22 protein-coding genes are annotated in these 21,830 nt (G+C 69.5%); 10 read left to right on the plus strand and 12 right to left on the minus strand.

Annotated features, from left to right (window positions below):
- Positions 1-11 precede the first annotated feature (11 nt).
- The 4 genes from GONAM_RS05855 (at position 12) to GONAM_RS05870 (ending at position 4,638) form a co-directional block, all read left to right on the plus strand.
- Positions 12-1,325, plus strand: coding sequence for a magnesium transporter MgtE N-terminal domain-containing protein (locus tag GONAM_RS05855; protein ID WP_040535540.1), 1,314 nt, complete (start codon positions 12-14; stop codon positions 1,323-1,325).
- Positions 1,322-1,846, plus strand: coding sequence for a DUF1003 domain-containing protein (locus tag GONAM_RS05860; protein ID WP_006865854.1), 525 nt, complete (start codon positions 1,322-1,324; stop codon positions 1,844-1,846). The genes GONAM_RS05855 and GONAM_RS05860 overlap by 4 nt, the downstream gene beginning before the upstream one ends.
- 452 nt (positions 1,847-2,298) lie before the next feature.
- The gene (locus GONAM_RS05865; RefSeq protein ID WP_006865855.1) at positions 2,299-3,423 is read left to right on the plus strand and encodes a lytic transglycosylase domain-containing protein; all 1,125 of its coding nucleotides are present in this window, start codon (positions 2,299-2,301) and stop codon (positions 3,421-3,423) included.
- 69 nt (positions 3,424-3,492) lie between these two features.
- Positions 3,493-4,638, plus strand: a complete 1,146-nt coding sequence (locus tag GONAM_RS05870) for an Mrp/NBP35 family ATP-binding protein (RefSeq protein WP_040535543.1) — start codon at positions 3,493-3,495, stop codon at positions 4,636-4,638.
- A 9-nt stretch (positions 4,639-4,647) separates the two neighbouring features.
- Here the strand turns inward: GONAM_RS05870 and tatB are convergent, their stop codons facing one another.
- The 4 genes from tatB to sigE all read right to left on the minus strand — a co-directional run bounded on the left by tatB (position 4,648) and on the right by sigE (position 8,040).
- Complete coding sequence (gene tatB / locus GONAM_RS05875) at positions 4,648-5,115, minus strand: Sec-independent protein translocase protein TatB (protein ID WP_006865857.1); 468 nt, start codon at positions 5,113-5,115, stop codon at positions 4,648-4,650.
- Between the two features lie 16 nt (positions 5,116-5,131).
- Complete coding sequence (locus tag GONAM_RS05880) at positions 5,132-6,670, minus strand: S1C family serine protease (protein ID WP_040535545.1); 1,539 nt, start codon at positions 6,668-6,670, stop codon at positions 5,132-5,134.
- Complete coding sequence (locus GONAM_RS05885) at positions 6,667-7,188, minus strand: hypothetical protein (protein ID WP_006865859.1); 522 nt, start codon at positions 7,186-7,188, stop codon at positions 6,667-6,669. The genes GONAM_RS05880 and GONAM_RS05885 overlap by 4 nt, the downstream gene beginning before the upstream one ends.
- A 231-nt stretch (positions 7,189-7,419) precedes the next feature.
- Complete coding sequence (gene sigE / locus GONAM_RS05890) at positions 7,420-8,040, minus strand: RNA polymerase sigma factor SigE (RefSeq protein WP_006865860.1); 621 nt, start codon at positions 8,038-8,040, stop codon at positions 7,420-7,422.
- Between the two features lie 277 nt (positions 8,041-8,317).
- Here sigE and GONAM_RS05895 point away from each other — a divergent pair, with 277 nt between their 5' ends.
- On the plus strand, positions 8,318-8,965 hold the full coding sequence (locus GONAM_RS05895; RefSeq protein ID WP_006360466.1) for an O-methyltransferase: 648 nt from the start codon (positions 8,318-8,320) through the stop codon (positions 8,963-8,965).
- A gap of 84 nt (positions 8,966-9,049) precedes the next feature.
- Here GONAM_RS05895 and manB read toward each other — a convergent pair whose 3' ends face one another.
- Genes manB through rfbD form a run of 3 tightly spaced genes read right to left on the minus strand, consistent with a single transcriptional unit; the run spans position 9,050 to position 12,064 of the window.
- Positions 9,050-10,183, minus strand: a complete 1,134-nt coding sequence (gene manB / locus GONAM_RS05900; RefSeq protein WP_006865861.1) for a mannose-1-phosphate guanylyltransferase — start codon at positions 10,181-10,183, stop codon at positions 9,050-9,052.
- Positions 10,184-10,227: 44 nt separating this feature from the next.
- Positions 10,228-11,124 carry a glycosyltransferase family 2 protein gene (locus GONAM_RS05905; protein WP_006865862.1) on the minus strand — a complete coding sequence of 299 codons (897 nt, stop codon included), beginning with the start codon at positions 11,122-11,124 and terminating at the stop codon, positions 10,228-10,230.
- A 4-nt stretch (positions 11,125-11,128) separates the two neighbouring features.
- Positions 11,129-12,064 (minus strand): dTDP-4-dehydrorhamnose reductase, encoded by a 936-nt coding sequence (gene rfbD, locus GONAM_RS05910; protein WP_040535611.1) that lies wholly within the window; start codon positions 12,062-12,064, stop codon positions 11,129-11,131.
- Positions 12,065-12,579: 515 nt separating this feature from the next.
- Between rfbD and GONAM_RS05920 the strand changes: the two genes are divergently transcribed.
- From GONAM_RS05920 to GONAM_RS05935, 4 genes are all read left to right on the plus strand, one after another.
- Positions 12,580-14,580 (plus strand): LCP family protein, encoded by a 2,001-nt coding sequence (locus tag GONAM_RS05920; protein ID WP_006865865.1) that lies wholly within the window; start codon positions 12,580-12,582, stop codon positions 14,578-14,580.
- Positions 14,568-15,308, plus strand: a complete 741-nt coding sequence (locus tag GONAM_RS05925) for a TIGR03089 family protein (RefSeq protein WP_006865866.1) — start codon at positions 14,568-14,570, stop codon at positions 15,306-15,308. The genes GONAM_RS05920 and GONAM_RS05925 overlap by 13 nt, the downstream gene beginning before the upstream one ends.
- A gap of 88 nt (positions 15,309-15,396) precedes the next feature.
- On the plus strand, positions 15,397-15,771 hold the full coding sequence (locus tag GONAM_RS05930; protein ID WP_006865867.1) for a nitroreductase family deazaflavin-dependent oxidoreductase: 375 nt from the start codon (positions 15,397-15,399) through the stop codon (positions 15,769-15,771).
- Positions 15,772-15,777: 6 nt separating this feature from the next.
- A complete protein-coding gene (locus GONAM_RS05935; RefSeq protein WP_006865868.1) occupies positions 15,778-16,632 on the plus strand; it encodes a dienelactone hydrolase family protein in 855 nt (284 codons plus the stop codon).
- Here GONAM_RS05935 and purE read toward each other — a convergent pair.
- Both purE and GONAM_RS05945 read right to left on the minus strand, forming a co-directional pair.
- On the minus strand, positions 16,629-17,150 hold the full coding sequence (gene purE / locus GONAM_RS05940; RefSeq protein WP_006360458.1) for a 5-(carboxyamino)imidazole ribonucleotide mutase: 522 nt from the start codon (positions 17,148-17,150) through the stop codon (positions 16,629-16,631). The genes GONAM_RS05935 and purE overlap by 4 nt on opposite strands.
- Positions 17,147-18,460, minus strand: coding sequence for a 5-(carboxyamino)imidazole ribonucleotide synthase (locus tag GONAM_RS05945; protein WP_040535546.1), 1,314 nt, complete (start codon positions 18,458-18,460; stop codon positions 17,147-17,149). Before GONAM_RS05945 ends, purE begins: the two co-directional genes overlap by 4 nt.
- Positions 18,461-18,538: 78 nt before the next feature.
- Between GONAM_RS05945 and GONAM_RS05950 the strand changes: the two genes are divergently transcribed.
- Positions 18,539-19,099, plus strand: a complete 561-nt coding sequence (locus GONAM_RS05950) for a GtrA family protein (protein WP_040535547.1) — start codon at positions 18,539-18,541, stop codon at positions 19,097-19,099.
- Here the strand turns inward: GONAM_RS05950 and GONAM_RS05955 are convergent.
- From GONAM_RS05955 to GONAM_RS05965, 3 genes are read right to left on the minus strand one after another with little or no spacing between them, the layout of a single operon-like run.
- Entirely contained in the window at positions 19,071-20,441 is a 1,371-nt protein-coding gene (locus GONAM_RS05955; RefSeq protein WP_006865871.1) for a sensor histidine kinase, read from the minus strand. The genes GONAM_RS05950 and GONAM_RS05955 overlap by 29 nt on opposite strands.
- Before the next feature lie 43 nt (positions 20,442-20,484).
- Positions 20,485-21,165 (minus strand): response regulator transcription factor, encoded by a 681-nt coding sequence (locus tag GONAM_RS05960; RefSeq protein ID WP_006359261.1) that lies wholly within the window; start codon positions 21,163-21,165, stop codon positions 20,485-20,487.
- Positions 21,162-21,743, minus strand: a complete 582-nt coding sequence (locus tag GONAM_RS05965) for a PH domain-containing protein (RefSeq protein ID WP_245548579.1) — start codon at positions 21,741-21,743, stop codon at positions 21,162-21,164. Before GONAM_RS05965 ends, GONAM_RS05960 begins: the two co-directional genes overlap by 4 nt.
- Positions 21,744-21,830 lie beyond the last annotated feature (87 nt).

The raw sequence follows: 21,830 nt of genomic DNA on the forward strand, positions 1-21,830 counted from the left end.
CCCTTACTCCCATGTCGTCGGTGAGCAAGGTGTTCGTGGCCAGATTAGTCGGGTTGGCCGTCCTTGGTCCCGATGGTGAATCCATCGGGCGGGTCCGTGACGTGGTGATCTCGATCCGATTGTCGGGTCAGCAGCCGCGCGCGCTCGGCCTCGCCGTCGAATTGACCACCCGCCGAAGGATTTTCGTCCCGATGCTGCGCGTGACCGGTATCGAGCCACGGGCGGTGACCCTCAACACCGGAACGGTGAGCCTCCGGAAGCTGCACCTGCGTCCCGGCGAGGCCCTGGCGATCGGTCAGATCCTCGACACGCGGGTCCGTGTCACCGATCCCGATCTGCCCGAACTCGCCGACGCCGACGTGACCGTGGTCGATCTCGGTATCGAGCGCACCCGTACCCGGGACTGGGTCGTGTCGCGGGTGGCCGTTCGTGCGGGCCGTCGTGGGCTGCGTCGGCGTCACGAGACCCACGTCGTGGAATGGTCCAGCGTCCAGGGGATCACGCAGTCCTCGCTCGATCTGCCGGGACAGGGCGTCGCCCAGGCGCTGATGCAGTTCGAGGGGATGCGTCCGGCCGACGTGGCCAACGCCCTGCGCGAGCTGCCGCCGAAGCGACGCGGCGAGATCGCGGCCGCGCTCGACGACGAACGGCTCGCCGACGTCCTCCAGGAGTTGCCGCCCGACGACCAGAAGGCGATGCTGACCGCGCTCGGCCGTGACCGGGCGGTCACGATCCTCGAGGAGATGGACCCCGACGACGCCGCGGACCTCCTCGGCGAGCTGCCCGACACCGAGGCCGAGGCCCTGCTCGAGGAGATGGACCCAGAGGAATCCGAACCGGTCCGCCGACTCCTGTTGCACTCCCCCGACACCGCCGGTGGTGTGATGACCTCCGAGCCGATCATCGTCAGCCCGTCGACCACGATCGCCGAGGCGCTCGCCCGCGTCCGCAACCCCGACCTCACCCCGGCCGCGGCGAGCATCGTCTTCGTCGTGCGCCCTCCGACGTCGACGCCGACCGGCAAGTACCTCGGCTGCGTCCATCTGCAGGCGCTGCTGCGTGAGCCGCCCGCCCACCTCGTCGGCGGCATCCTGGACACCGACCTCGCCCAGCTGCACCCCGAGGACTCCCTGGAGACGATGACCCGCTACTTCGCGACCTACAACCTCGTCTGCGGCCCGGTGGTCGACGAGGCCGGCCACCTGCTCGGCGCCGTCAGCGTCGATGACCTCCTCGACGAGATCCTGCCGCGCGACTGGCGTGAGACCGAACCCGAGGACATCGACCGGCCGTCCGGCGCCGGCGCGCAGGTGAGGATCCGATGAGCGAACAGGGCGGACGCAAACTCGACACCCCGAGCACGCGGCGCACCATCTCGTTCAATCTCGACTCCGACGTGGTCGGGATGTACAGCGAACGTGTCGCGCGATTCCTCGGGACCGGCCGGTACCTGGCCATCCAGACGGTGGTCGTGATCGTGTGGATCGCGCTGAACCTGGTCGCGGTGACGATCCGGTGGGACCCGTACCCGTTCATCCTGCTGAATCTGGCGTTCTCCACGCAGGCGGCGTACGCGGCTCCGCTGATCCTGCTCGCCCAGAACCGTCAGGAGAACCGCGACCGGGTGGCGCTTGAGGAGGATCGGATGCGGTCGGCGCAGACCAAGGCCGACACCGAGTTCCTCGCCCGCGAGCTGGCCGCCGTCCGCCTGGCCGTCGGCGACACGGTCACGCGCGACTACCTGCGCAAGGAACTCGACGACCTGCTCGACGAGCTGACCGAAAGGCTCGCCGCTCGCGACGCGGAGAGCGCGGACGAAGCGGACGCCGACGACCGATCCCAGTGACGAATCGTCCCCCCGATCTGGTCCGATAGACGCTCGTCATCGCTCCGTTATGTCACTCCAGTAACTTCTCTCCCATGAGTTTGCCGCCGTAACTTTTCGCATCGCAGCGACGAAGTGAGTGACGACGAGCAAATGCGGAGTTCGCCATTGGGTCATCAGACCCGATATGTATGGTGGGTCACAGTTCGGCCGGAACAGGGTGTCGGTCACACGGCGCCAGAGCCGGTCGGGCGCATTCGCTCTCGGCTCCAGGCCGTGCGGCCAGAGCGGGCAATCACTGCGTCCTCGGGGGCAGACGTGTGGTGTTTTGACAACGGAGTACATGTGATCGTGCAGGCGGGAACGAAGAATCGGATGGCGAGCCATCCGCGGGGATCGGCGGTGAACCGCCGGGTACACACGGAGACGGGGCGCCCGGCGAACGGGCGCACAGCACACGACGGTGGTCGTCGGTGAGCCCGCTCAACCTGGTGCGGCGCCGTCGTGGGCCGCAGCGTCCCCTGCAGTTTCCCCGCCGAGCCGCGACCATCGTCGTCGGTGGCGCCCTCGTCGGCACCATGGTCCTGGGCACCGCGTCGTCGAGCGCGCACGGCGTGCTCGCCGCCGCGACACCGGAACAACCCGAGGCCCCGGTCGTCGTCGCCGACGTGGTGCCGGGTTCGCCGGTCACCCTCCTCGGTTTCGCACCGCCGCCGGAGAAGCCGGCCGCCGCACTGCCCGCGCCCCAGTTCCGGCTCGCGAACGATCTCCCGTCCGGCCCGCTGGGCATCCCCGGCGTGGTCCTGCAGGCCTACAAACTCGCGGCCAACCGGGTCGGCGCCGAGAGCCCGCAGTGCAAGCTGCCCTGGTTCCTCCTCGCCGGCATCGGTCGGATCGAGTCCAACCACGCGAGCAACGGCTCGGTCGATCAGTACGGCACCACGATCAACCCGATCGCCGGCCCCGTACTCGACGGATCGCTGGCCGGCAACGCCGTCATCAAGGACACCGACGGCGGCCGCATCGACGGCGACCCCGAACACGACCGCGCCATGGGGCCGATGCAGTTCATCCCCAGCACCTGGGCGTCGTGGGGCTCCGACGCCAACGGCGACGGCAAGGCCGACCCCAACAACATCTTCGACGCGACCTACTCGGCGGGCCGCTACCTGTGCGCCGGGGTCAGCGACATCATGGGTGAGGGCACCCGCGTCGCCGCGGTCCTGCGGTACAACCGCTCGATGGAGTACGTGGCGAACGTGCTCGGCTGGGCGGGCGCCTACGCCACCGGCGTGATGCCGACGAACCCGATCCCCGAGGCCAAGCGCAAGGCATCGAGCTCCAAGAGCAAGAGCAAGTCCAGTTCTTCCTCGTCCTCGTCGACGCCGCCGTCGGGACCGTCCTCGTCGTCGCCCTCGGTACGCAAGCCGGCACCCCCGCCGCAGAACTGCTTCATCGTCTGCCTGCCGACGATCACCCTGCCCGGACAGGCTCCGCCGCCGACCAAGAAGCAGGCACCGATCACCAAGAAGGCGCCCCAGCCGAACCCCCGCGTCGGGGTGCCCGGACCCGCGACGACTCCGGTGCCCGTCCGCTGATCCGGCCCCCCGCAACCGTCCCCGGGACCACCACCGGGGTCTGCCGGTGACGCCGGTACGCTGGAGCAGATGACTACAGGAGTTGCGCCCACGGAATCGGCAGTTCGCGCCGCTCTGGGCAAGGTGAAGGATCCGGAGATCGGCAAGCCCATCACCGATATCGGGATGGTCAAGTCGGTCACGATCAACGACGACGCGAGCGTCGATGTCGGGATCTACCTGACGACGTCGGGATGCCCTCTGCGCACCGAGATCACCCAGCGCGTGGAGAAATCCGTCGCCGATGTCGCCGGTGTCGGCGCGGTGCGCGTCGAACTCGACGTCATGGACGACGAGCAGCGCACCGAACTGCGCAAGAAGCTACGCGGAGACAAGGCCGAACCGGTCATCCCCTTCGCCCAGCCCGGGTCCCTGACCCGCGTCTACGCCGTCGCCTCCGGTAAGGGCGGCGTCGGAAAGTCCAGTGTCACGGTCAATCTCGCGACCGCACTGGCCGAGCGCGGACTCACCGTCGGTGTTCTCGACGCCGACATCTACGGCCACTCCGTGCCGCGGATGCTGGGAAGCGATGCCAAACCCACCCAGGTGGAGCGGATGATCATGCCGCCGATGAACCACGGCGTGCGGTTCATCTCCATCGGCCAGTTCACCGACGGCAACACCCCGGTCACCTGGCGCGGGCCGATGCTGCACCGCGCACTGCAGCAGTTCCTCGCCGACGTCTACTGGGGTGACCTCGACGTCCTCCTGCTCGACCTGCCGCCGGGCACCGGCGACGTCGCGATCTCGATCGCACAGCTGATCCCGGGTGCGGAGATCCTGGTGGTCACCACCCCGCAGCAGGCCGCGGCCGAGGTCGCCGAACGCGCCGGTGCGATCGCACTACAGACACGCCAGAAGATCCTGGGCGTCGTGGAGAACATGTCCTGGCTCGAACTGCCCGACGGCACCCGCATGGAACCGTTCGGTTCGGGTGGCGGCGAGAAGGTCGCCGAGCGACTCACCCGTGCGGTCGGCGCCCCCGTCGAACTCCTGGGTCAGGTGCCGTTGGAGACCGCCCTGCGCGAGGGCGGCGATGCGGGTGTCCCGGTGGTCCTGTCGGCCCCCGACTCCCCCGCCGGATCGGCCCTGCGGGCGATCGCCGCGAAGCTGGCCGTGCGCAAGCGCGGGCTCGCCGGCATGAGCCTCGGACTCGACACCGTCCGCCACTCCTGAGCGGTCAGGTCAGGTCGCGTCCCAGTCGGTGACGGCGGGACGACGACCGGTCCGGCGTTCGGCCTGCGCACCACCCGAGGACGGCTCGGCCGACGGTGTGTCGGTGTTCTTGTCGAGCGACATCGGCGCCGACACCGGTTTGATCGGCGGTGCCGGCGTGGTGCTGCGATCGACGGTCGTGGCGTCTTCTCCGAGACGGAACAGTGAGTCGTCGCCGTCCAGCAGATGCTTGGTGACGATCGAGCGAGGCGTCATGCCCCGGAGCTCGTTGAGGTCGGCGAGCGGTTTGCGCAGGTCCTCGAACTCCGGACCCAGTTCGTCCTTGAGCTGGTTGGTCGCGCCGGTCGCGTAATCGCGGACCTTGCGCAACGACTGCATCGACCACGACACCGCGCCGGGGAGTCGTTCGGGTCCGAGGATGACGAGGGCCGCCACGATCAGGATCGCGATCTCGCCCCATCCGATACTGCTGAACATCTACCTCGTCCCGGTGTCAGTCGCTCTGCGGCGTGATCTTGCCGTCGAACGTGCGCCCGTCCCGCCAGTACTGGAACGGGATCTCCTCACCGATCTTCGCGGTCCGGACCGCGACATTCAACTCGTCGGCGCTCTCGATGGGCCGTCCGTTGAACGAGGTGATGACGTCGTTCTCGCGGACCCCCGCGCGTTCGGCCGGCCCGCCGGAGACCACGTTGCGCACCTGCGCGCCCAGGACCCGCTCGTTGCGGACCGAGCTGGCGTTGATGCCGATCTGGGCGTGGTTGACCTTGCCGTCGCGGATGAGGGCCTCGGCGATGGGCTTGGCCTCGTCGATCGGGATGGCGAAGCCGAGGCCGATGGAACCGCCGCCGGCACCGAGCCGACCTGCGGTGTTGATACCGACGACCTTGGCGTCGGCGTTGACCAGGGGGCCACCGGAGTTGCCGGGGTTGATGGAGGCGTCGGTCTGGATCGCGTCGATGACCGCATCGGTGTCGGACTCGGCGTCGGGAGTGAGGGCCACCGCACGGTTGGTGGCGCTGACGATGCCGCTCGTCACGGTCCGGTTGAGGCCGAGTGGCGATCCGAAGGCGACGACCTCCTCGCCGATCTGCAGATCTGCGGAGCTACCGAGGACCGACACGGTGGGATTCTTCACGTTCTCGACCTTGAGCACCGCGAGATCGGTCTTGGGATCACGGCCGACGATGCGGGCGGCGACCCGCTGACGGTCGAAGAAGATGACCTCGAGCTTGGCGGCCTTGTCGTTCGCGGCCATCGCGATCACGTGGTTGTTGGTGAGGATGTACCCGGCCTTGTCGATCACGAAGCCCGAACCGGTCGAGTAGGCCCCGGAGGCGCGTACGTCGATGGCGACGACGGACTTCTCGACGGCCCGCGCCACCTCGGCGATCGACGAACGCGGTGCCGATCCGTTGCCGGAGTCGTCGGTGGACAGCTCGACCGAATCGGTGGTCAGCGGGGCCGCGACCTCGGCGGTCCAGCGCCCCATCAAGCCGCCGACGAGAGCGATGAGCAGGGCGATGATCGCGAGTGTCGCAAGCGCGCTCCAGCTGATCCGGTTGCCCAGCAACACATCTCGCACACCGAGCTTGGGTCCGGGGTCGGTGGCCGGGGCCGACGACGCGGTCTGCAGTGCCGGGTCGACGAGTCGCGCCGGGCTTTCCGGATCGCGCCAGGGGTCGTTGGCCCGTGGCTCCTCGTCGGTCTGGCCGTACGAGGCGAGCGGGTCGCGCTGGAGGGTCTCGTCGGAACCCGGCGGGCGGCCGAAGGCCTCGGCGAGCACGGGATCCGGATCGGCGACATGGGGCTGCGGCGCGGAGTGATTGTTCGGAGTGGTCGCGAACGACCCGCGAACCCCCGAGGGCCGGCCGAAGACCTGCGCGGTCGACGGCGACACCGGGGAGTGTCGTGCGCGCCCGGGCGTCAGGCGCTGGGTGTTCGGGGGATCTTCGCGGCGGGCGAACTGGGCGTCACCACCGGGAGTCGAGGTGTCCTCGTCTTGCGATCCGGTTCCGTCGGCCACGTTCACCGACCCCGACGGCGGAAGTTGCGGCCACGGCCCGTGTCACGCGTGAGCGGGTTAGCGGGCGGACGCATCGCGTCGCGGGCGCCGGGGATGCCGTCGGTAGGGGCGTCCGAGCCGAGATCGATCTCGCGGGTCGGGATCTGGGACAGTGCACCGAGCAGGGATGCGGGCACCGACACCTGACCGGACTCGCGGAGTCGGGTGCGGGCCAGGGACTGTGCGTCGACGGCTGCCACGCATTCCGGGCAGAGCGCGAGGTGGTGGGAGGCGCGGGCGTGCGCCGACATGCCGAGCTCGCCGTCGACGAAGGCGGCGACCGCCTCGGGGGCGAGATGTTCGGTGGGTGCGAAGCGGCGTCCGCCGGCGGTGCCGGGCGCGCGATAGCCGCGATTGGGGAGGAAGGACGACGGGGCCGGTGTCCAGGAGTCCGCACTCCAGGAGGACCGCCGGCGACGGAGATTGGGGGTTGGGGGCTCGATACCGCCGCCCCGGGTCGGACGCCCGCGATCGCCGTCCATCATCGTCGGTCACCCCTCTCCACGACGTGTCCGCCGCAATCCGATCTCAGCCTGCCGAGTCTGTTCGCCACGGTACTCACCGCCGGCGGACTGTGCCGCCGCACGTGGCGTGCACGCAACGTCTCAGCTTATCCGAGTCAGACAACGACGCTCGTCGCCTTGTGGTTCCCGGACTCCGCCGAGGAGTCGGCGGAGGTGAGATGTCCGACGATCGACCGATGCCGGAACGACACCTCAGCTGTGTGCGCCGATGGCGACGGAACGGCTGCTGGTGTGGCCCTGAGCCGCCAGCGCGTCGCGGATGCTCTGCCGGCCGCGATGGATACGGCTGCGGACGGTGCCGAGCTTGACGCCCAGCGTCGCGGCGATCTCCTCGTAGGACAGGCCCTCGATGTCACAGAGGACGACGGCGGCGCGGAAGTCGGGCGCCAGCGAATCCAGGGCACGCTGCAGATCGGGATCGAGATTGGTGGCGTCGAAGATCTGCTGCGGGTCGGGGGTGTCGGCCGGCACGCGGTCGTACTCCTCCGGCAGCGCCTCCATCCGAATCTTGCTGCGGCGGCGGACCATGTCGAGAAACAGGTTGGTGGTGATGCGGTGCAGCCAGCCCTCGAAGGTGCCGGGCCGGTAGTTCGACAGCGAACGGAACACCCGGATGAAGGTCTCCTGGGTGAGATCCTCGGCGTCGTGCTGATTTCCCGACAGACGGTAGGCCAGGCGGTAGACGCGGTCGGCGTGCTCGCGCACCAGTTCGTCCCATGACGGCATCAGCATTTCGTCGCCGGTGGCGTCGAAACCTGCCGTGCCCGCCGGAACGGCAGGCACGTCGTCGATGGAATCGCGGGAATCGGTCATGGTGGGTGGTCGGTTCCTCTCTCGTGAACACAGCCCGGTGACCCTGAGCACTCACCGTGTGGAACAACGTCGCACCGATCGGGTATTCCCCATTCGGCGGGCGTTCACACCAGCCTGGAGCGGAATTACCGTCAACCGGACGCCCTTACCCTCTCCTACCGGAGTGTGGTCGCCGTATGAGTCGGCTGAGTGTTCCCTGAGGATGTGGGGCGACCCGGATTCGCGCAGGTCGGCGTGCCATGTCCGGGTTGGACCAAGCGACGGTTAACCTCGACGCGTGACCGAGTCAACCCCGTCCGCCGGCCCCGATCTGATCGCCTACGCCGAGTCGGCGATCGTCGAGGACGATGCCGTCATCGCCGCCCGTGCCCGCGCCGAGGAACTGGGCGCCACGCCCGTGAGCCCGGCGGTCGGTGCGCTGCTGGCGCTCCTGGCCCGCACCGCAGATGCCAAGGCGGTCGCCGAGATCGGGACCGGCACCGGCGTCAGCGGTCTGTGGTTGCTCAACGGCATGGCCGCCGACGGTGTCCTGACCACGATCGACCCCGAGCCCGAACATCACCGCGCGGCGCGGGCATCGTTTGCCGGGGCCGACATCTCCCCCGGCCGGACGCGTCTGATCAACGGCACGCCCACCGATGTGCTGCCGCGCCTGTCCGACTCGTCGTACGACCTGGTCTTCATCGACGGGCCGCTGCTGGACCTGCCGCGGTTCGTGACCGAGGCGGTGCGCATGTTGCGCGACGGCGGCGTCGTCGTGGTGCACAACGCGACCGCCGACGGCACCGTGGGCGACCCGTCCCGCACCGACCCGCCGACGGCCGCTGCCCGCGAGGCCGCCCTGCTGATCGCCGACGACGAGCGCCTCCTGCCGGTCGTCATCCCGCTCGGGCCCGGCGTGTTGGCCGCCGTCAAGACGCGCTGACCCGAACACAAACCCACCCTTTTCCGGCAAACCCACCACCCGTGCGGGTGCTGGGTTTGCCGGAAAAGGGTGGGTTTGTGGGTTCTACACGTCCGTCGAGAAGCGGATTCCGTTGTCGGGGATCTCGATTCCCGGCCACACCCGGGCGCCGCGCAGCAGTTCGCAGCGCGCGCCGATGTCTGCGCCGTCGCCGACGACGGTGTCACGGATCAGGGCCCGCGGACCGATCCGGGCGCCGAAACCGATGATCGAGCGCTCGACGACCGCGCCGGCCTCGATGACCGCGCCGTCGAAGACCACCGCTCCGTCGAGGCGTGCGCGGGGGCCGACCTCGGCTCCGCGGCCGACCACGGTGCCGCCGATGAGCAGCGCGCCCGGGCCGACGCCCGCACCCTCGTGGACCAGCGACTCACCGCGACGGTCGCCGAGTGCCGGCGACGGCGCGATGCCGCGGACCAGGTCGGCCGAACCGCGGACGAAGTCCTCCGGGGTGCCCATGTCGCGCCAGTAGGCGTGGTCGACGTGCGCGTGGACGTGCTTGCCCTCGGTGAGCAGACGCGGGAACACCTCACGCTCCACCGAGACGGGCACGCCGTACGGGATCGATTCGATGATCTCGCGCTCGAAGACGTAGGTGCCGGCGTTGATCTGGTCGGTCGGCGGGTCCTGGGTCTTCTCCAGGAAGGCGGTGACCCGACCGTCGGCGTCGGTCGGCACGCAGCCGAATGCGCGCGGATCGCTGACCCGGACCAGGTGGATGGTGACGTCGGCGTCAGCCTTGCGGTGGGTGTCGATGACGTCGCGGACATCGGTGCCGCCGAGCACGTCGCCGTTGAAGACGACGATGGTCTTGGCGGTCAGCTCGTCGAGGACGTTGCGGATACCGCCGCCGGTGCCGAGCGGCTCCTCCTCGGTGACGTAGCGCATGCTCAGTCCGAGCTTGGAGCCGTCACCGTAGTACTCGCTGAACGTCTCGGCCTTGAACGAGGTGCTGAGGACCACGTCGCGGATACCGGCCGCCTGGATGCGCGACAGCAGGTGGGTGAGGAAGGGCAGGCCCGCAGTGGGCAGCATCGGCTTCGGCGCCGAGAGGGTGAGCGGGCGCAGCCGGGTGCCCTTGCCGCCGACGAGGACGACCGCCTGGACGTCCTCGGCGACCGGACCCGATCCCACGACGGCTTCACTCCCCACCGAGTCGCGCACGGTGTACTGATCCACTTGATCGGTCCCTTCTTCGTGATGATCGGTACTCACTTCAGCACCTATCCGTTGGTTTCGCTCGTCGGGGTGTCCTGGGCCGACAGCGCGCGGCGGGCGGCTCGTACCGCGAGACGGGAGCGCACGGCCAGTCCGGCCCGCAGCGCCAGCCGCAGCGGTGCGCGTAGGACGCCGGGGTTGCGGTCGGCCTGGAACCGGTAGGCGCTCTCGTGGTGCGCGGGCAGCATCTTCTCCGGGTGCCGGCCCGCGCTGTGTCCCTTGGTGTGCACGATCTCGGCGGAGGGCACGTAGACGTTCTGCCAGCCGGCCTTGCCGAGTCGGTCGCCGAGGTCGACGTCCTCCATGTACATGAAGTAGCGCGGGTCGAAGCCGCCGACGGCGTCGAAGGCCTCGCGACGCATCAGCAGGCACGAGCCGGAGAGCCACCCGACGGCCCGTTCCGACGGGGCCTCGTCGTCGGCGCGGTAGGCCGCTGTCCACGGGTTGGACTTCCACACCGTGCCGAGGATGGCGTGGCCGGTGCCGGAGACGAGGTCCGGGACACGACGCGCCGACGGGTAGACCGTGCCGTCGGGTTCGCGGATCAACGGTCCGAGCGACCCCGCACGCGGCCAGCGTTGCGCGGCGGCGAGCAGCTCGTCGATCGAGCCGGGCTTCCACTCGACGTCGGGGTTGGCGATGAGCACGAACTCGATGTCGGGATCGAGTTCGGCGACGCCGCGGTTCATCGCACGCCCGTAGCCGAGGTTGCCGCCGGTGCGGACCAGCGTGACGGACTCGTAGTCCTGCTCGGCCTTCTCTGGTGCGCCGTCGTCGGAGCCGTTGTCGGCGATGATGACCTGCGGCATCACGTCGGTCACGGCGTCGAGACTGCGGAGGAATGTCGCGAGGTGATCACCGGAGGAGTAGGTCACCGTGACGACGGCTAGCTGAGCGGGCACCGGCTCAGGGTAACGAACCCTCTGACGCGGCGATCGACGCGTGCAGCGCGGCACGCCAGTCCCGCAGCGGGGTCAACCCTGCCGCGGCCCAGGAACGCCCGGAGAGCACCGAGTAGGCCGGGCGCGGTGCCGGGCGCGGGAACTCCGCCGTGGTCGTGGGCAGCACGCGTGACCGTTCGGCGCCGACCTCCTCGAAGACGGCCGCGGCCACGTCGAACCAGGTCGCGCGGCCCGCGTTGGTGGCGTGCAGGACGGCGCCGGTGACCTCGGGGCGGGGCCCGGCGGCGACGAGTTCCCACAGCCCGTCGGCGAGGTCGATGCAGTACGTGGGCGACCCGAGCTGGTCGTCGACGACCGACACGGTGTCGCGCGACTTCTCGAGGCGCCGCATCGTCCCGACGAAGTCGCGGCTCTCGGGACCGCCGGTGTACACCCAGGCGGTGCGCACGACCGTGGCGCGCGGGTCGGCCTCGAGGACGGCGCGTTCGCCTGCGAGTTTGGTGGCCCCGTAGACGGTGGCCGGTTCGCCGCTCACGTCGTCCGGTTCGTAGCCCTCCGGACGATCGGAGTCGGGTGCGGCACCGGGGAACACGTAGTCAGTGGAGACATGGATCAGCCACGCCCCCGCGGCGGCGGTGTGGGCGGCGAGCACTGCGGGACCGGTGACGTTGACGCGGCGGGCACCAGAGAGGTCCGATTCGGCGCCGTCGACGTCGGTGTAGGCGGCACAGTTGACGACGACGTCCTCGGGACCGAGGTCGCCGAGTGCGGCCGCCACCGACGTCTCGTCGGCGATGTCGATGTCGGCCGAGGTCAGCGGGCGCCACACCACGGAGTCGGGTGCCTGCGCCGACCTCCCCTGGAGGGCGGTGCCGAGCTGACCGCCGGCGCCGACGATGTACACGGTGGGGGTGCTGGGCGTGACACGCATGCGCACCATCGTGCCGCAGACCACGGTGGGCCACGACTCCACGTCATCCACGTGACGACCGCTACTCGACTCCTCGGCGTTGCGTTCTCGAATTCCCGAATCACTTCAGTAGCCTGGCGACAGCACAACACCAACTTTCACTTCTGCACCGACAATCCCATGGCGCGGACCGACCGGGCGCCACCGTCGAGCAGCTTGATGACCTCGAAAGGGATCGCTGACCAGTGGATTCACCATCCGACGGCGCACGTGGGCGGCCGCGCCCCCGGCGTGCGGTACCGCCGGAGCCGGGTAACCGGCGCACTCCGGATGCCGACAACGGCCGACGGCCCGTGCGCGGCGAACGCGCTGGTGAACCGGGACGGCCCAGCCAGGGAGCCCGCCCCCGTCCCGTGGACGCCGAGGCGGCCGGCCCCCGACGCCGCGTGGTTCGGCGTGCTCCCGAGCAACCGACCCGAGCCGAGTCCGCACAGCGTGCGCGACGCCAGCCGCCCCCGGAACGGATCCCCGCCCGGGACGAAGGGATGCCCCGACGACGCCACGCCGACGAGCGTGATCCCCGGCGGCGCGTGCCCCCGCAGGATCCGGCATCGCCCCGCCGTCCGCGTCGTGCCGACGAGCCTCTAGGTCGACGATCCTCCGGCGAGATCCACACGCGATCCAAGCCCGCCGAACGGCAGCGGCCCGCACCGCAGGACCCTGCCCGCAAGCGCCGGCCCCGCCCCGACGCCGAGCAGGCCACGGCCCCGGCGAAGAAGAGCGCCGCGAAGAAGGCCGGACCGGCGAAGGCAGGACCTCGGAAGGCGGCCGCCCCGAAGTCCGGCGCCCCGAAGTCGGCCGCTCCCAAGGCGACTGCCGAACAGGGTTCGGTCCAGAACACCGTCCCCAAGAAGGGCGCACCGAGGACTGGTGCACCCTCGAAGACCGGGGCACCCTCGAAGGCCACCACCGGCACTCCTCCACGCCGGAAGCGCCGATCGGCCACCGCCGGCGCCGCCGCGGTGACCGAGAAGCTCTCGGTGAGTGGAGAATCCACCGCGCCGGCGACTCCGCCGACCGCACCTCCCGGCACCTCGTCGCGCCCGCGCGCCCATTGGGCATCCGGAGCCGGGTGGGGTCGTGCGCTGATCGCGATCGCCTCGGTCGCCGTGCTGCTGTGTACCGGTTACGCCTGGAACACGATGTCCGACCTCGAGACCCGCATCACGCAGCTCGGTGGCCTCGGCCTGGGCGGCGCGAAAGACGGCGCCGTCGACATCCTGTTGGTGGGCACCGACTCCCGCACCGACGCGAAGGGCAACCCGCTCTCGCCGGAGGAGATCAAACTCCTCCGGTCGGGCGAGGAGGTCGCCACCAACACCGACACCATCCTGCTGGTGCGCATCCCCGAGGACGGTTCGTCGGCCACCGCGATCTCGATCCCCCGTGACTCCTACGTCGACGTGCCGGGAATCGGCATGAGCAAGATCAACGCCGCCTACGGCACCACCCGCGAAGGCGTGCGCGCTCGCGCCGTCGAAGCCGGGCAGTCACCCGAGGAAGCGGAGAAGGAAGGCACGCTCGCGGGCCGGAAGGCATTGGTGGACACCGTCGCCAACCTCACCGGCGTCCAGGTCGACCACTACGCGGAGGTCGGTCTGCTCGGCTTCGTCCTGCTGACCAATGCGGTCGGCGGCATCGACGTCTGCCTCAACGCGCCCGTCCGGGATCCGTTCAGCGGCGCCCGGTTCCGCAAGGGTGTCCAGACCCTCAACGGCCCCCGCGCCCTGAGCTTCGTGCGTCAACGTCACGGACTCCCCCGTGGCGACCTCGACCGCATCACGCGGCAGCAGGCCTTCATGGCGTCGCTGACCCAGAAGGTGCTCTCCGCAGGCACTCTCACCGACCCGGGCAAGCTCTCGGAGATGCAGAACGCGGTCGCGCGCTCCATCGTGATCGACGACGGCTGGAACATCATCAACTTCGCCGAGCAGCTCAAGGATCTCAGCGGTGGCCGCGTGAAGTTCGCGACCATCCCGATCGTGACCGAGCAGGGTTGGAGCGAGGACGGGATGCAGTCCGTCGTCGAGGTCGATCCGCAGGCGGTCAAGACCTACACCAGCAATCTCCTCACCCCGCAGCAGGCGGGCGGCGACACCCAGCGCGGCGACTTCAAGGTCGACGTCGTCAACGCCGGCACGATCGACGGGCTCGGGTCGAATGTCGCGAACATCCTGACCAACAAGGGTTATCAGTCCGGGGAGACCTCCAGCGGCAAGGCCGACACCAAGGACTCGGTGGTCTACGCCAAGGAGAACGGCGACGCCGCCCGACTGCTCGCCAAGGACCTCGGCGGCGTGAAGGTCGTCGAGGACCCGAACCTCGCCGATGACCAGCTCAAGGTGATCCTCACCAACACCTACGCCGGACCGGGCGGACTCGGCGACACCGGCGAACAGACCGACAACACCCCGGCCAGTGAGCGCGTCGGCAACAAGCGGCCGCCGATCACCGCCGGGACCAAGGGGCCGATGTGCGTGAACTGACCACTCCGAACACCGTTGCCGACGCGATCTTCGGTGCGGTGGCCGATCATTCGCGTCCGCTGCTGACCTACTACGACGAGGCGACGGGCGAGCGTACCGAGCTGTCGGCGGCCACCCTCGGCAACTGGGCGGCCAAGACCGCCAACTATCTGACCGACGAGATCGGCGTGGGGGCCGGGGATGTGGTGGTCGTGGATCTGCCCGAGCACTGGCAGACCGCCGGAATCGTGCTCGGCGCCCTGTGGTCCGGCGCCGATGTCCATCTCCCGGGACCGGACACCGCCGAGGCCGCGTCGGAACCGCTGGTGGTCTTCACCTCTCGTGACCGGCTCGACGGCCATCCCGACGCCGACGAGGTCGTGGTGGCATCACTCGATCCGTTCGCCCTGCCCCTACGTGACCTTCCGCCCGGGGTCGGCGACTACGGCAGCGTCGTACGAGTACACGGCGACCAGTTCGTCTCCCGGTCCCCCGCGGTCGAGGCGCTCGACGGGACACCGACGGCCGAGGTGATCACCGAGGCCCACACGGTCGCCGAACGGGACGGCATCGACGCCGGCACCCGGGTGGTGTCGACGCGTCCCTGGCACACCGCATCCGGCGTTCTCGCTCACCTGCTCGCGCCGATGATCGCCGGCGGCAGTCTCGTGCACGTCGCCAACGCGGCCGCGGAGCGGGTGACCGCGATCGCCGCGGTCGAGAAGGCCGGCGTCGTCTTCGCCGAGTGAGTTCTCGATTGCCGCAAATGCCGCGCGACCCCGCGGGAGCAGACACCAAGGCCCCGCGGGATCGCGGGTTTTGAGGCACAGTGGGCACATGCGACTACCTGACGCACTGGCCCGGTTCAACAAGATCGTCACCAATCCGATCCAGCGGATGTGGGCGCCTCACCTGCCACCGTTCGCCATGGTCGAGCACGTCGGCCGCAAGTCCGGGAAGACCTATTCGAACCCGGTGCTGGCCTGGGTGGACCGTGACAAGCTCACGATCGTCCTCACCTACGGCAGGCACACCGACTGGGTGCGCAACGTGCAGGCGGCGGGTTCGTTCACCATCGTCCGCAAGGACAAGCGCTATCGGGTGACCGGACCCCGCGTCGTGCCGTCGGACTCCCCCGACCTCGCCGGCGGCGCGAAGATCTTCGCGATGCCCTTCGAGTCGGCACTCCTCGGCACCCTCCACAAGGACTGAGCCGCGATGGCCGACGATCCGCTCGACGACTTCGCCGCGGAGGACGTGACCCTGCGCGGCGACACCCGTCGCGTCTACCGCAAGGGCACTGGTCCCGCGGTCATCGTGATCGCCGAGATGCCGGGCATCAGCCCGAAGGTCGCCAATGTGGCCCGGCGCATCGCCGATCTGGGCGCGACGGCCGTCATGCCGTCGCTGTTCGGGGTCGACGGCCAGGACCCGCGACCGGACAATCTCGGTCGCGTGGGCGCGGTGCGCAACATGCTGGGCACCATCACCAAGACCTGCATCACCCGCGAGTTCACCATTCTCGCAACGGGAAAGACCTCACCGGTCGCAGCGTGGCTGCGCGAACTCGCCGCCCTCGAGCACGATCGCTGCGGCGGTCCCGGCGTCGGCGCAGTCGGGATGTGTTTCACCGGCGGGTTCGCGCTGGCGATGGCCACCGACGAACGGATGGTGGCCCCGGTGCTCTCCCAGCCGTCGTTGCCGTTCGCGGTGCTCCCCGGCCGCGCACGCGCCATCGACGTCGACGCCGCAGACCTCGCCAAGGTCCAGGCGCGGTGCGCACGCGGTCTCGAGGTGATGGGTCTGCGCTTCGCCGGCGACCAACTCTCGCCGCGGTCGCGATTCGCCCATCTCCAAGAGCTTCTCGGCGATTCGTTCATCGGGATCGAGCTCCCCGACGAGGCGGCGAACCCGGATTCGATGTTCCCCCGGCCGCATTCGGTGCTGACCGAGGATCTCTACGACGAACCCGGACAACCCACCAGGGAGGCCTTCGACCGGGTGATGGACTTCTTCACCGACAAACTCGGCTTGCCGCCCACCGCTCCGGAATCCCCTGCCGCACAGGGCTAGTCGCCGAGCAGCTCCTGCTGCAGCGCGGCATCCTTGTCGAGGACCATCTGCTCGAGGCCCTTCTGGAACGACACCATCCGTTCCTGCAGGGCGGGGTCGGACGAGGCGAGGATGCGAACGGCGAGCAGCCCGGCGTTGCGCGCTCCGCCGACCGAGACGGTCGCGACGGGCACACCCGCGGGCATCTGCACGATCGACAGCAGCGAGTCGAGGCCGTCGAGGTGACGCAGCGGCACCGGCACACCGATGACCGGGAGCGGGGTCGCCGAGGCGACCATGCCCGGAAGATGCGCTGCCCCACCGGCTCCCGCGATGATGACCTCGATGCCGTTGGCGGCGGCGCCGGCGGCATAGTCGAGCATCCGCTGGGGTGTGCGGTGTGCGGAGACGACGCCCACCTGGAACGGCACGTCGAACTCGGCGAGCGCCTCCGCGGCGGCCTTCATCGTCGGCCAGTCGGAGTCGCTGCCCATGATCAGGCCCACCCGGGGACCCCGGAACTCTGCGGTCTCACTCATGAATGCACATCCCATCCGTCGGTCCACGTCGCGTGCGACATCCACTGCGCGGCACGCTCGGCGCGCTCACGCACCGATTCCATCGATTCACCCTGGCGGCCGACGACATTCACGTGGCCGATCTTGCGGTCGCGCCGCTCGCCCTTGCCGTACAGATGCACCTTCGCCTCGGGCATGCGCGCCATCAGGTGGTGCAGACGCTCGTCCATGGACATCTCCGGGGCCTCCGGTGCGCCCAGGATGTTGGCCATCACGGTCAGCGGCGAGGTCGGCGCGGTGTTGCCCAGCGGGTAGTCGAGGACGGCACGCAGATGCTGCTCGAACTGCGAGGTGACCGCGCCGTCCATCGTCCAGTGACCGCTGTTGTGCGGACGCATCGCGAGTTCGTTGACGACGAGCTCCCCGTCGACGGTCTCGAAGAGTTCCATCGCCATGACGCCGACCACGCCGAGTTCATCGGCCAGACGCAACGCCATCTGCTGGGCCCGCTCGGCGACCTCGTCGGAGAGATCCGGTGCGGGCGCGAGCACGACGGCGCACTGGCCATGACGCTGGATCGTCTCCACGACCGGCCACGCGGCGCCCTGCCCGAACGGGGACCGGGCGATCATCGCCGACAGTTCGCGGCGCATGGGCACTTTCTGCTCGGCGAGCAGGGCCGGTGCGTCGGACGGGTACTCGTCGAAGACCGCGAGCGCCTCGTCGGCGCCGTCGACCAGCCAGACCCCGCGGCCGTCGTATCCGCCGCGGACCGCCTTGATGACGATCTCCCACTCGTTGGCCTCGCCGAACTCGACGAGACGCGCACGGGCGGCCTCACGGTCGCCGGCGAGATCGGCGAACGCCGGTACCGGCAGACCCAGCTCGGCCAGCCGCACGCGCATGGCCAGCTTGTCCTGGGCGAAGTGCAGCGCCTTCGACGGCGGGAGGACTGCCACCCCTTCGGCTTCGAGCGCCTCCAGGTGCGCCAGCGGCACACCCTCGTGGTCGAAGGTCAGTGCAGCGGCACCTGCGGCGGCGCGGCGGAGATCGTCGAGTTCGTCGTGCGAACCGAGGACGATGTCGGCGCTCACCTGCGCGGCGGGATCGGACTCGGACGCGGCCAGGACGCGCAGACACTGGCCGAGGGCGATCGCGGCCTGATGGGTCATCCGGGCGAGCTGTCCGCCGCCGATCATCGTGACCTTCGGCATACCCGACGCCGCACCGGCACTCCGTGCCGCTTCGGGAGTGGGAGGCACCGTGGAATTCGAGGTCACCGGCCCGTTTTCGGGCGCTTCATCCGGCACGCGAGGATTCACGCGAACCATCGTTCCATGTCCGGTCCGTCATCCGCACAACCGCCCGGAGAACTGTCCCGACCGATTTGTTTCGTACACTCGGATCTTGTGCCATTGATCGACGAGCTGATCGCTCGCCTCCCAGCGCCGGTCCGACGGCTCGTCATGCGGCACCACGAACTCATCAAGTTCGCGATGGTCGGCGGCACGACGTTCGTCTTCGACCTCGCCATCTTCTACAGCCTCAGTCTCACGATTCTCGAGACCAAGCCGGTGATCGCCAAGGTCATCGCCGGTGTGCTGGCGACGATCCTCAGTTACATCCTCAACCGCGAGTGGGCCTTCAAGAACCGCGGGGGCCGGGAGCGGCACCACGAGGCGCTGCTGTTCTTCATCATCAGCGGGATCGGTGTCATCCTGCAGGCCGCACCGCTGTTCATCGGCAACAACGTCTTCGACATGCGGTCCAACCTCAGTGTGTCCGAGGTCGTCGTCGTCGACTTCGTCCTCGGCTACATCATCGGCAACCTGATGCAGATGGCCTTCCGGTTCTGGGCGTTGCGCAAGTTCGCGTTCCCCGAGGAGCTGCTGCGCGGCGGCGACGCCGGGTCCACCGACCTGCATCCGACGCTCGCCGAACTCAACGATGAGGAACTCGGTCACGCGTGATGCCGGTGTCCGAGTCGTCCTGACCCGGATCCTCCTGCTCGTCCGGGTCCTCGCCGTAGCCGCTCGCATACCGGGCCGGGACGACGATCGCGAAGACCGGTGGGCGTCGCACGGTGAGTTCCAGTCGTCCACCGTCGGCCTCGATGAGCGCCCGCGCCAGGGACAGTCCGACGCCGCTGCGACCGGCACCCGGCCGTTTCCCGGCCGAGAACCCCCGCCGGAAGATGTGCGCGGAGATCTCGTCGGCCACCCCCTCGCCCTCGTCGGCGACCGTGATGCGGACCAGATCACCGGCCTGCAGCGTGCTCACGTCGATCCGGCACATCCCGCGGCCGTGCTGTAAGGCGTTGTCGACGAGCACGCTGACCGCCTCGCGTAGGCGCCCGGACTGCGAGGTGAGTGCCTGGGGCGCCCCGTCGACCTCCACGGTCAGCTCACGGCCCTGGGCATCGAAGGCGTGGCGAAAGTCCTCGACCAGCGTGGTGAGCATCTCCCCGACGTCGATGAAATGCGGTGCGGGTTCGTCGGCCCGCGAGGCCTCCACCAGTTCGTCGAGTTCGGTGGCCAGTCGTTCGACCTGATCGAGCGCGGCCTCGGCCTCGGTGACCACCGCCGGGTCCTCGTGCAGTGTCAGCTCCTCGAGGCGCAGCTGGATGGCGGTCAGCCGGCTGCGCAGCTGATGCGACGCGTCGCCGGCGATCTCACGCTCCCGCTCGATCCGCAGCGCCTGCGCGGTGTTGGCGTCGGCGAGCGCCCGGGACACCCGGTCGAGCTCGGCGATGCCGTACATCTTCCATTCGGTGCGGAAGTCGGCGCGCCCGAGCGTCGCCGCCCGGTCGGCGAGATCGGTCAGGGGGTCGACGATCCGGCCGGCAGTCACGATGGCCACCACCGATCCGCCGATCACCGAGGCGAGCACCACGAGCAGCACGATCCCGGTCGCGGTCATCTGGTCGTCGCGGACCTCGTCGCGCGGGATGGACAGGGTCAACATGCCGGCGGAGCCCAGACCGATGGATTCCGACAGCCGGGAACCCCCGATGTCGGCGCCCACGACCAACCGCTGGGCTGTCCCCTCGAGATCCGGGTAGGTGATCGTCAGACGCCCGTTCGGCGGCAGCAGCAGCTCGAAGGACTCCCGGTTGACCGAGTCGCGCGGGATGCGCCCGTCGGCGCCCTCCTGGCGGATGAGCTGATCGGCGATGATCTTGAGCCGGTTGTCGAGGTCCTGGTGGGCGTTGTCGGCGACCCACCACCAGGCGACCACGCTCAACGGGATGCCCAGCAGACATCCGACCGCGATCAGGACGCCGATCATCGTGGTGAGCAGGCGTCGCCGCATGGACGCCGGGCGGCGAATCGAAGCGGGTCGTATGGGCATCGGCTTAGGGGTCGAACCGGAAACCGACGCCGCGCACCGTCACGATGTGCCGCGGGCGGCTGTGCCGGTCGTCGCCGATCTTCCGGCGCAGCCACGAGATGTGCATGTCGAGGGTCTTCGACGACCGCAGATCCGCCGACCCCCAGACCTCGGTGAGGATCTCCTCGCGTGTCACGACCTCGCCGGCGCGCTCCATGAGGAACCGCAGGAGATCGAACTCGCGGTTCGCCAGGGTGAGGTCCTGTCCGTCGGCCAGGACGCGGCGCGCCCGGGCGTCAAGCCGGATCTCGCCGCCCTCGAGCACCTCGTCACCGTCGCCGGGCTGGCGGCGCCGCAGCAGGGCGCGCACGCGCGCGAGGAGTTCTGCGAGCCGGAAGGGTTTGCCCACATAGTCGTCCGCACCGGCGTCGAGGCCGACGACGAAGTCCACCTCGTCGGTGCGTGCGGTGAGCATGAGGACCGCCAGTGCGGGACGTTGGGCACGCACCCGCCGACAGACCTCGAGTCCGTCGAGAACCGGGAGCCCGAGGTCGAGGATGAGCAGCTCGTAGCGACTGTCGAGCGCCTTCTCCAGCGCGTCGGCGCCGGTGCTCACGACCTCGCACCCGTATCCCTCCCGTGTCAGCGCACGTGCGAGCGGTTCGGCGATCGCGGCGTCGTCCTCGGCGAGCAGCACATTGGTCAACGCTCCCGCGCCCCTCTGCTCTCGGGACGGTCGGCGGGGCCGTCCGGGTCGCCGTAGGCGTCGTCTGGGTGGTCGTCGTCGCCGTACATGTCGAGCACCTCGTGATAGAGCAGGGAGTGGACCTTCTCCACCTGCGGGATGTCGTCGAAGGACAACGGCTCGTCGGAGGCCGACTCGATGACCAACGTTCCGGTCCGCAGCATCCGGTCGATCACGCCGTGGCGGAATTCGACGGTGTTGATCCGCCGGATCGGGATGTCGATCCCGGACCGCGTGAGGATTCCGTTGCGGAACATCACCCGGCGGTCGGTCAGCACGAAGTGCGTTGTCTTCCAGGACAGCAGCGGGCGGATGAAGTACCAGATGAGGCCGAGCGCCCACACCACGCCGACGACGATCAGCAGCACCGTCCGCGGGGTCGAGCTCAGCGACGACCCGGCGATCACGCCGGCGAGGACACCTGCGGCCGCGGTGATGATCCCGAACAGCAGGAACGGCCCGAGCAGACACTTCCAATGAGGGTGCCGGTGGAGAACCACACGTTCACCGGGCGCCAGGTTCTCCCGCGGGTAAGCCATGCGGCTCAGCATAATCGGGACGGGCGTGCCCGGGGGGCACGCTGAGTAGACTGCGAGGCACCAGTACCGATCGACTGCCGGGCACGT

The organism is Gordonia namibiensis NBRC 108229 (assembly GCF_000298235.1).
Taxonomy (GTDB): Bacteria; Actinomycetota; Actinomycetes; order Mycobacteriales; family Mycobacteriaceae; genus Gordonia; species Gordonia namibiensis.

Excerpts from the sequence above, each read along its gene's own strand:
- GONAM_RS05935 (WP_006865868.1), top strand. The coding sequence starts at position 15,778 with ATGGCCGACGATCCGCTCGACGACTTCGCCGCGGAGGACGTGACCCTG.
- rfbD (WP_040535611.1), bottom strand. The coding sequence starts at position 12,064 with ATGGTGCGCATGCGTGTCACGCCCAGCACCCCCACCGTGTACATCGTC.
- GONAM_RS05855 (WP_040535540.1), top strand. The coding sequence starts at position 12 with ATGTCGTCGGTGAGCAAGGTGTTCGTGGCCAGATTAGTCGGGTTGGCC.
- GONAM_RS05955 (WP_006865871.1), bottom strand. The coding sequence starts at position 20,441 with ATGCGGCGACGCCTGCTCACCACGATGATCGGCGTCCTGATCGCGGTC.
- GONAM_RS05965 (WP_245548579.1), bottom strand. The coding sequence starts at position 21,743 with ATGGCTTACCCGCGGGAGAACCTGGCGCCCGGTGAACGTGTGGTTCTC.
- GONAM_RS05885 (WP_006865859.1), bottom strand. The coding sequence starts at position 7,188 with ATGATGGACGGCGATCGCGGGCGTCCGACCCGGGGCGGCGGTATCGAG.
- purE (WP_006360458.1), bottom strand. The coding sequence starts at position 17,150 with ATGAGTGAGACCGCAGAGTTCCGGGGTCCCCGGGTGGGCCTGATCATG.
- GONAM_RS05860 (WP_006865854.1), top strand. The coding sequence starts at position 1,322 with ATGAGCGAACAGGGCGGACGCAAACTCGACACCCCGAGCACGCGGCGC.
- sigE (WP_006865860.1), bottom strand. The coding sequence starts at position 8,040 with ATGACCGATTCCCGCGATTCCATCGACGACGTGCCTGCCGTTCCGGCG.
- GONAM_RS05870 (WP_040535543.1), top strand. The coding sequence starts at position 3,493 with ATGACTACAGGAGTTGCGCCCACGGAATCGGCAGTTCGCGCCGCTCTG.
- GONAM_RS05920 (WP_006865865.1), top strand. The coding sequence starts at position 12,580 with ATGCCCCGACGACGCCACGCCGACGAGCGTGATCCCCGGCGGCGCGTG.
- tatB (WP_006865857.1), bottom strand. The coding sequence starts at position 5,115 with ATGTTCAGCAGTATCGGATGGGGCGAGATCGCGATCCTGATCGTGGCG.
- GONAM_RS05945 (WP_040535546.1), bottom strand. The coding sequence starts at position 18,460 with ATGGTTCGCGTGAATCCTCGCGTGCCGGATGAAGCGCCCGAAAACGGG.
- GONAM_RS05930 (WP_006865867.1), top strand. The coding sequence starts at position 15,397 with ATGCGACTACCTGACGCACTGGCCCGGTTCAACAAGATCGTCACCAAT.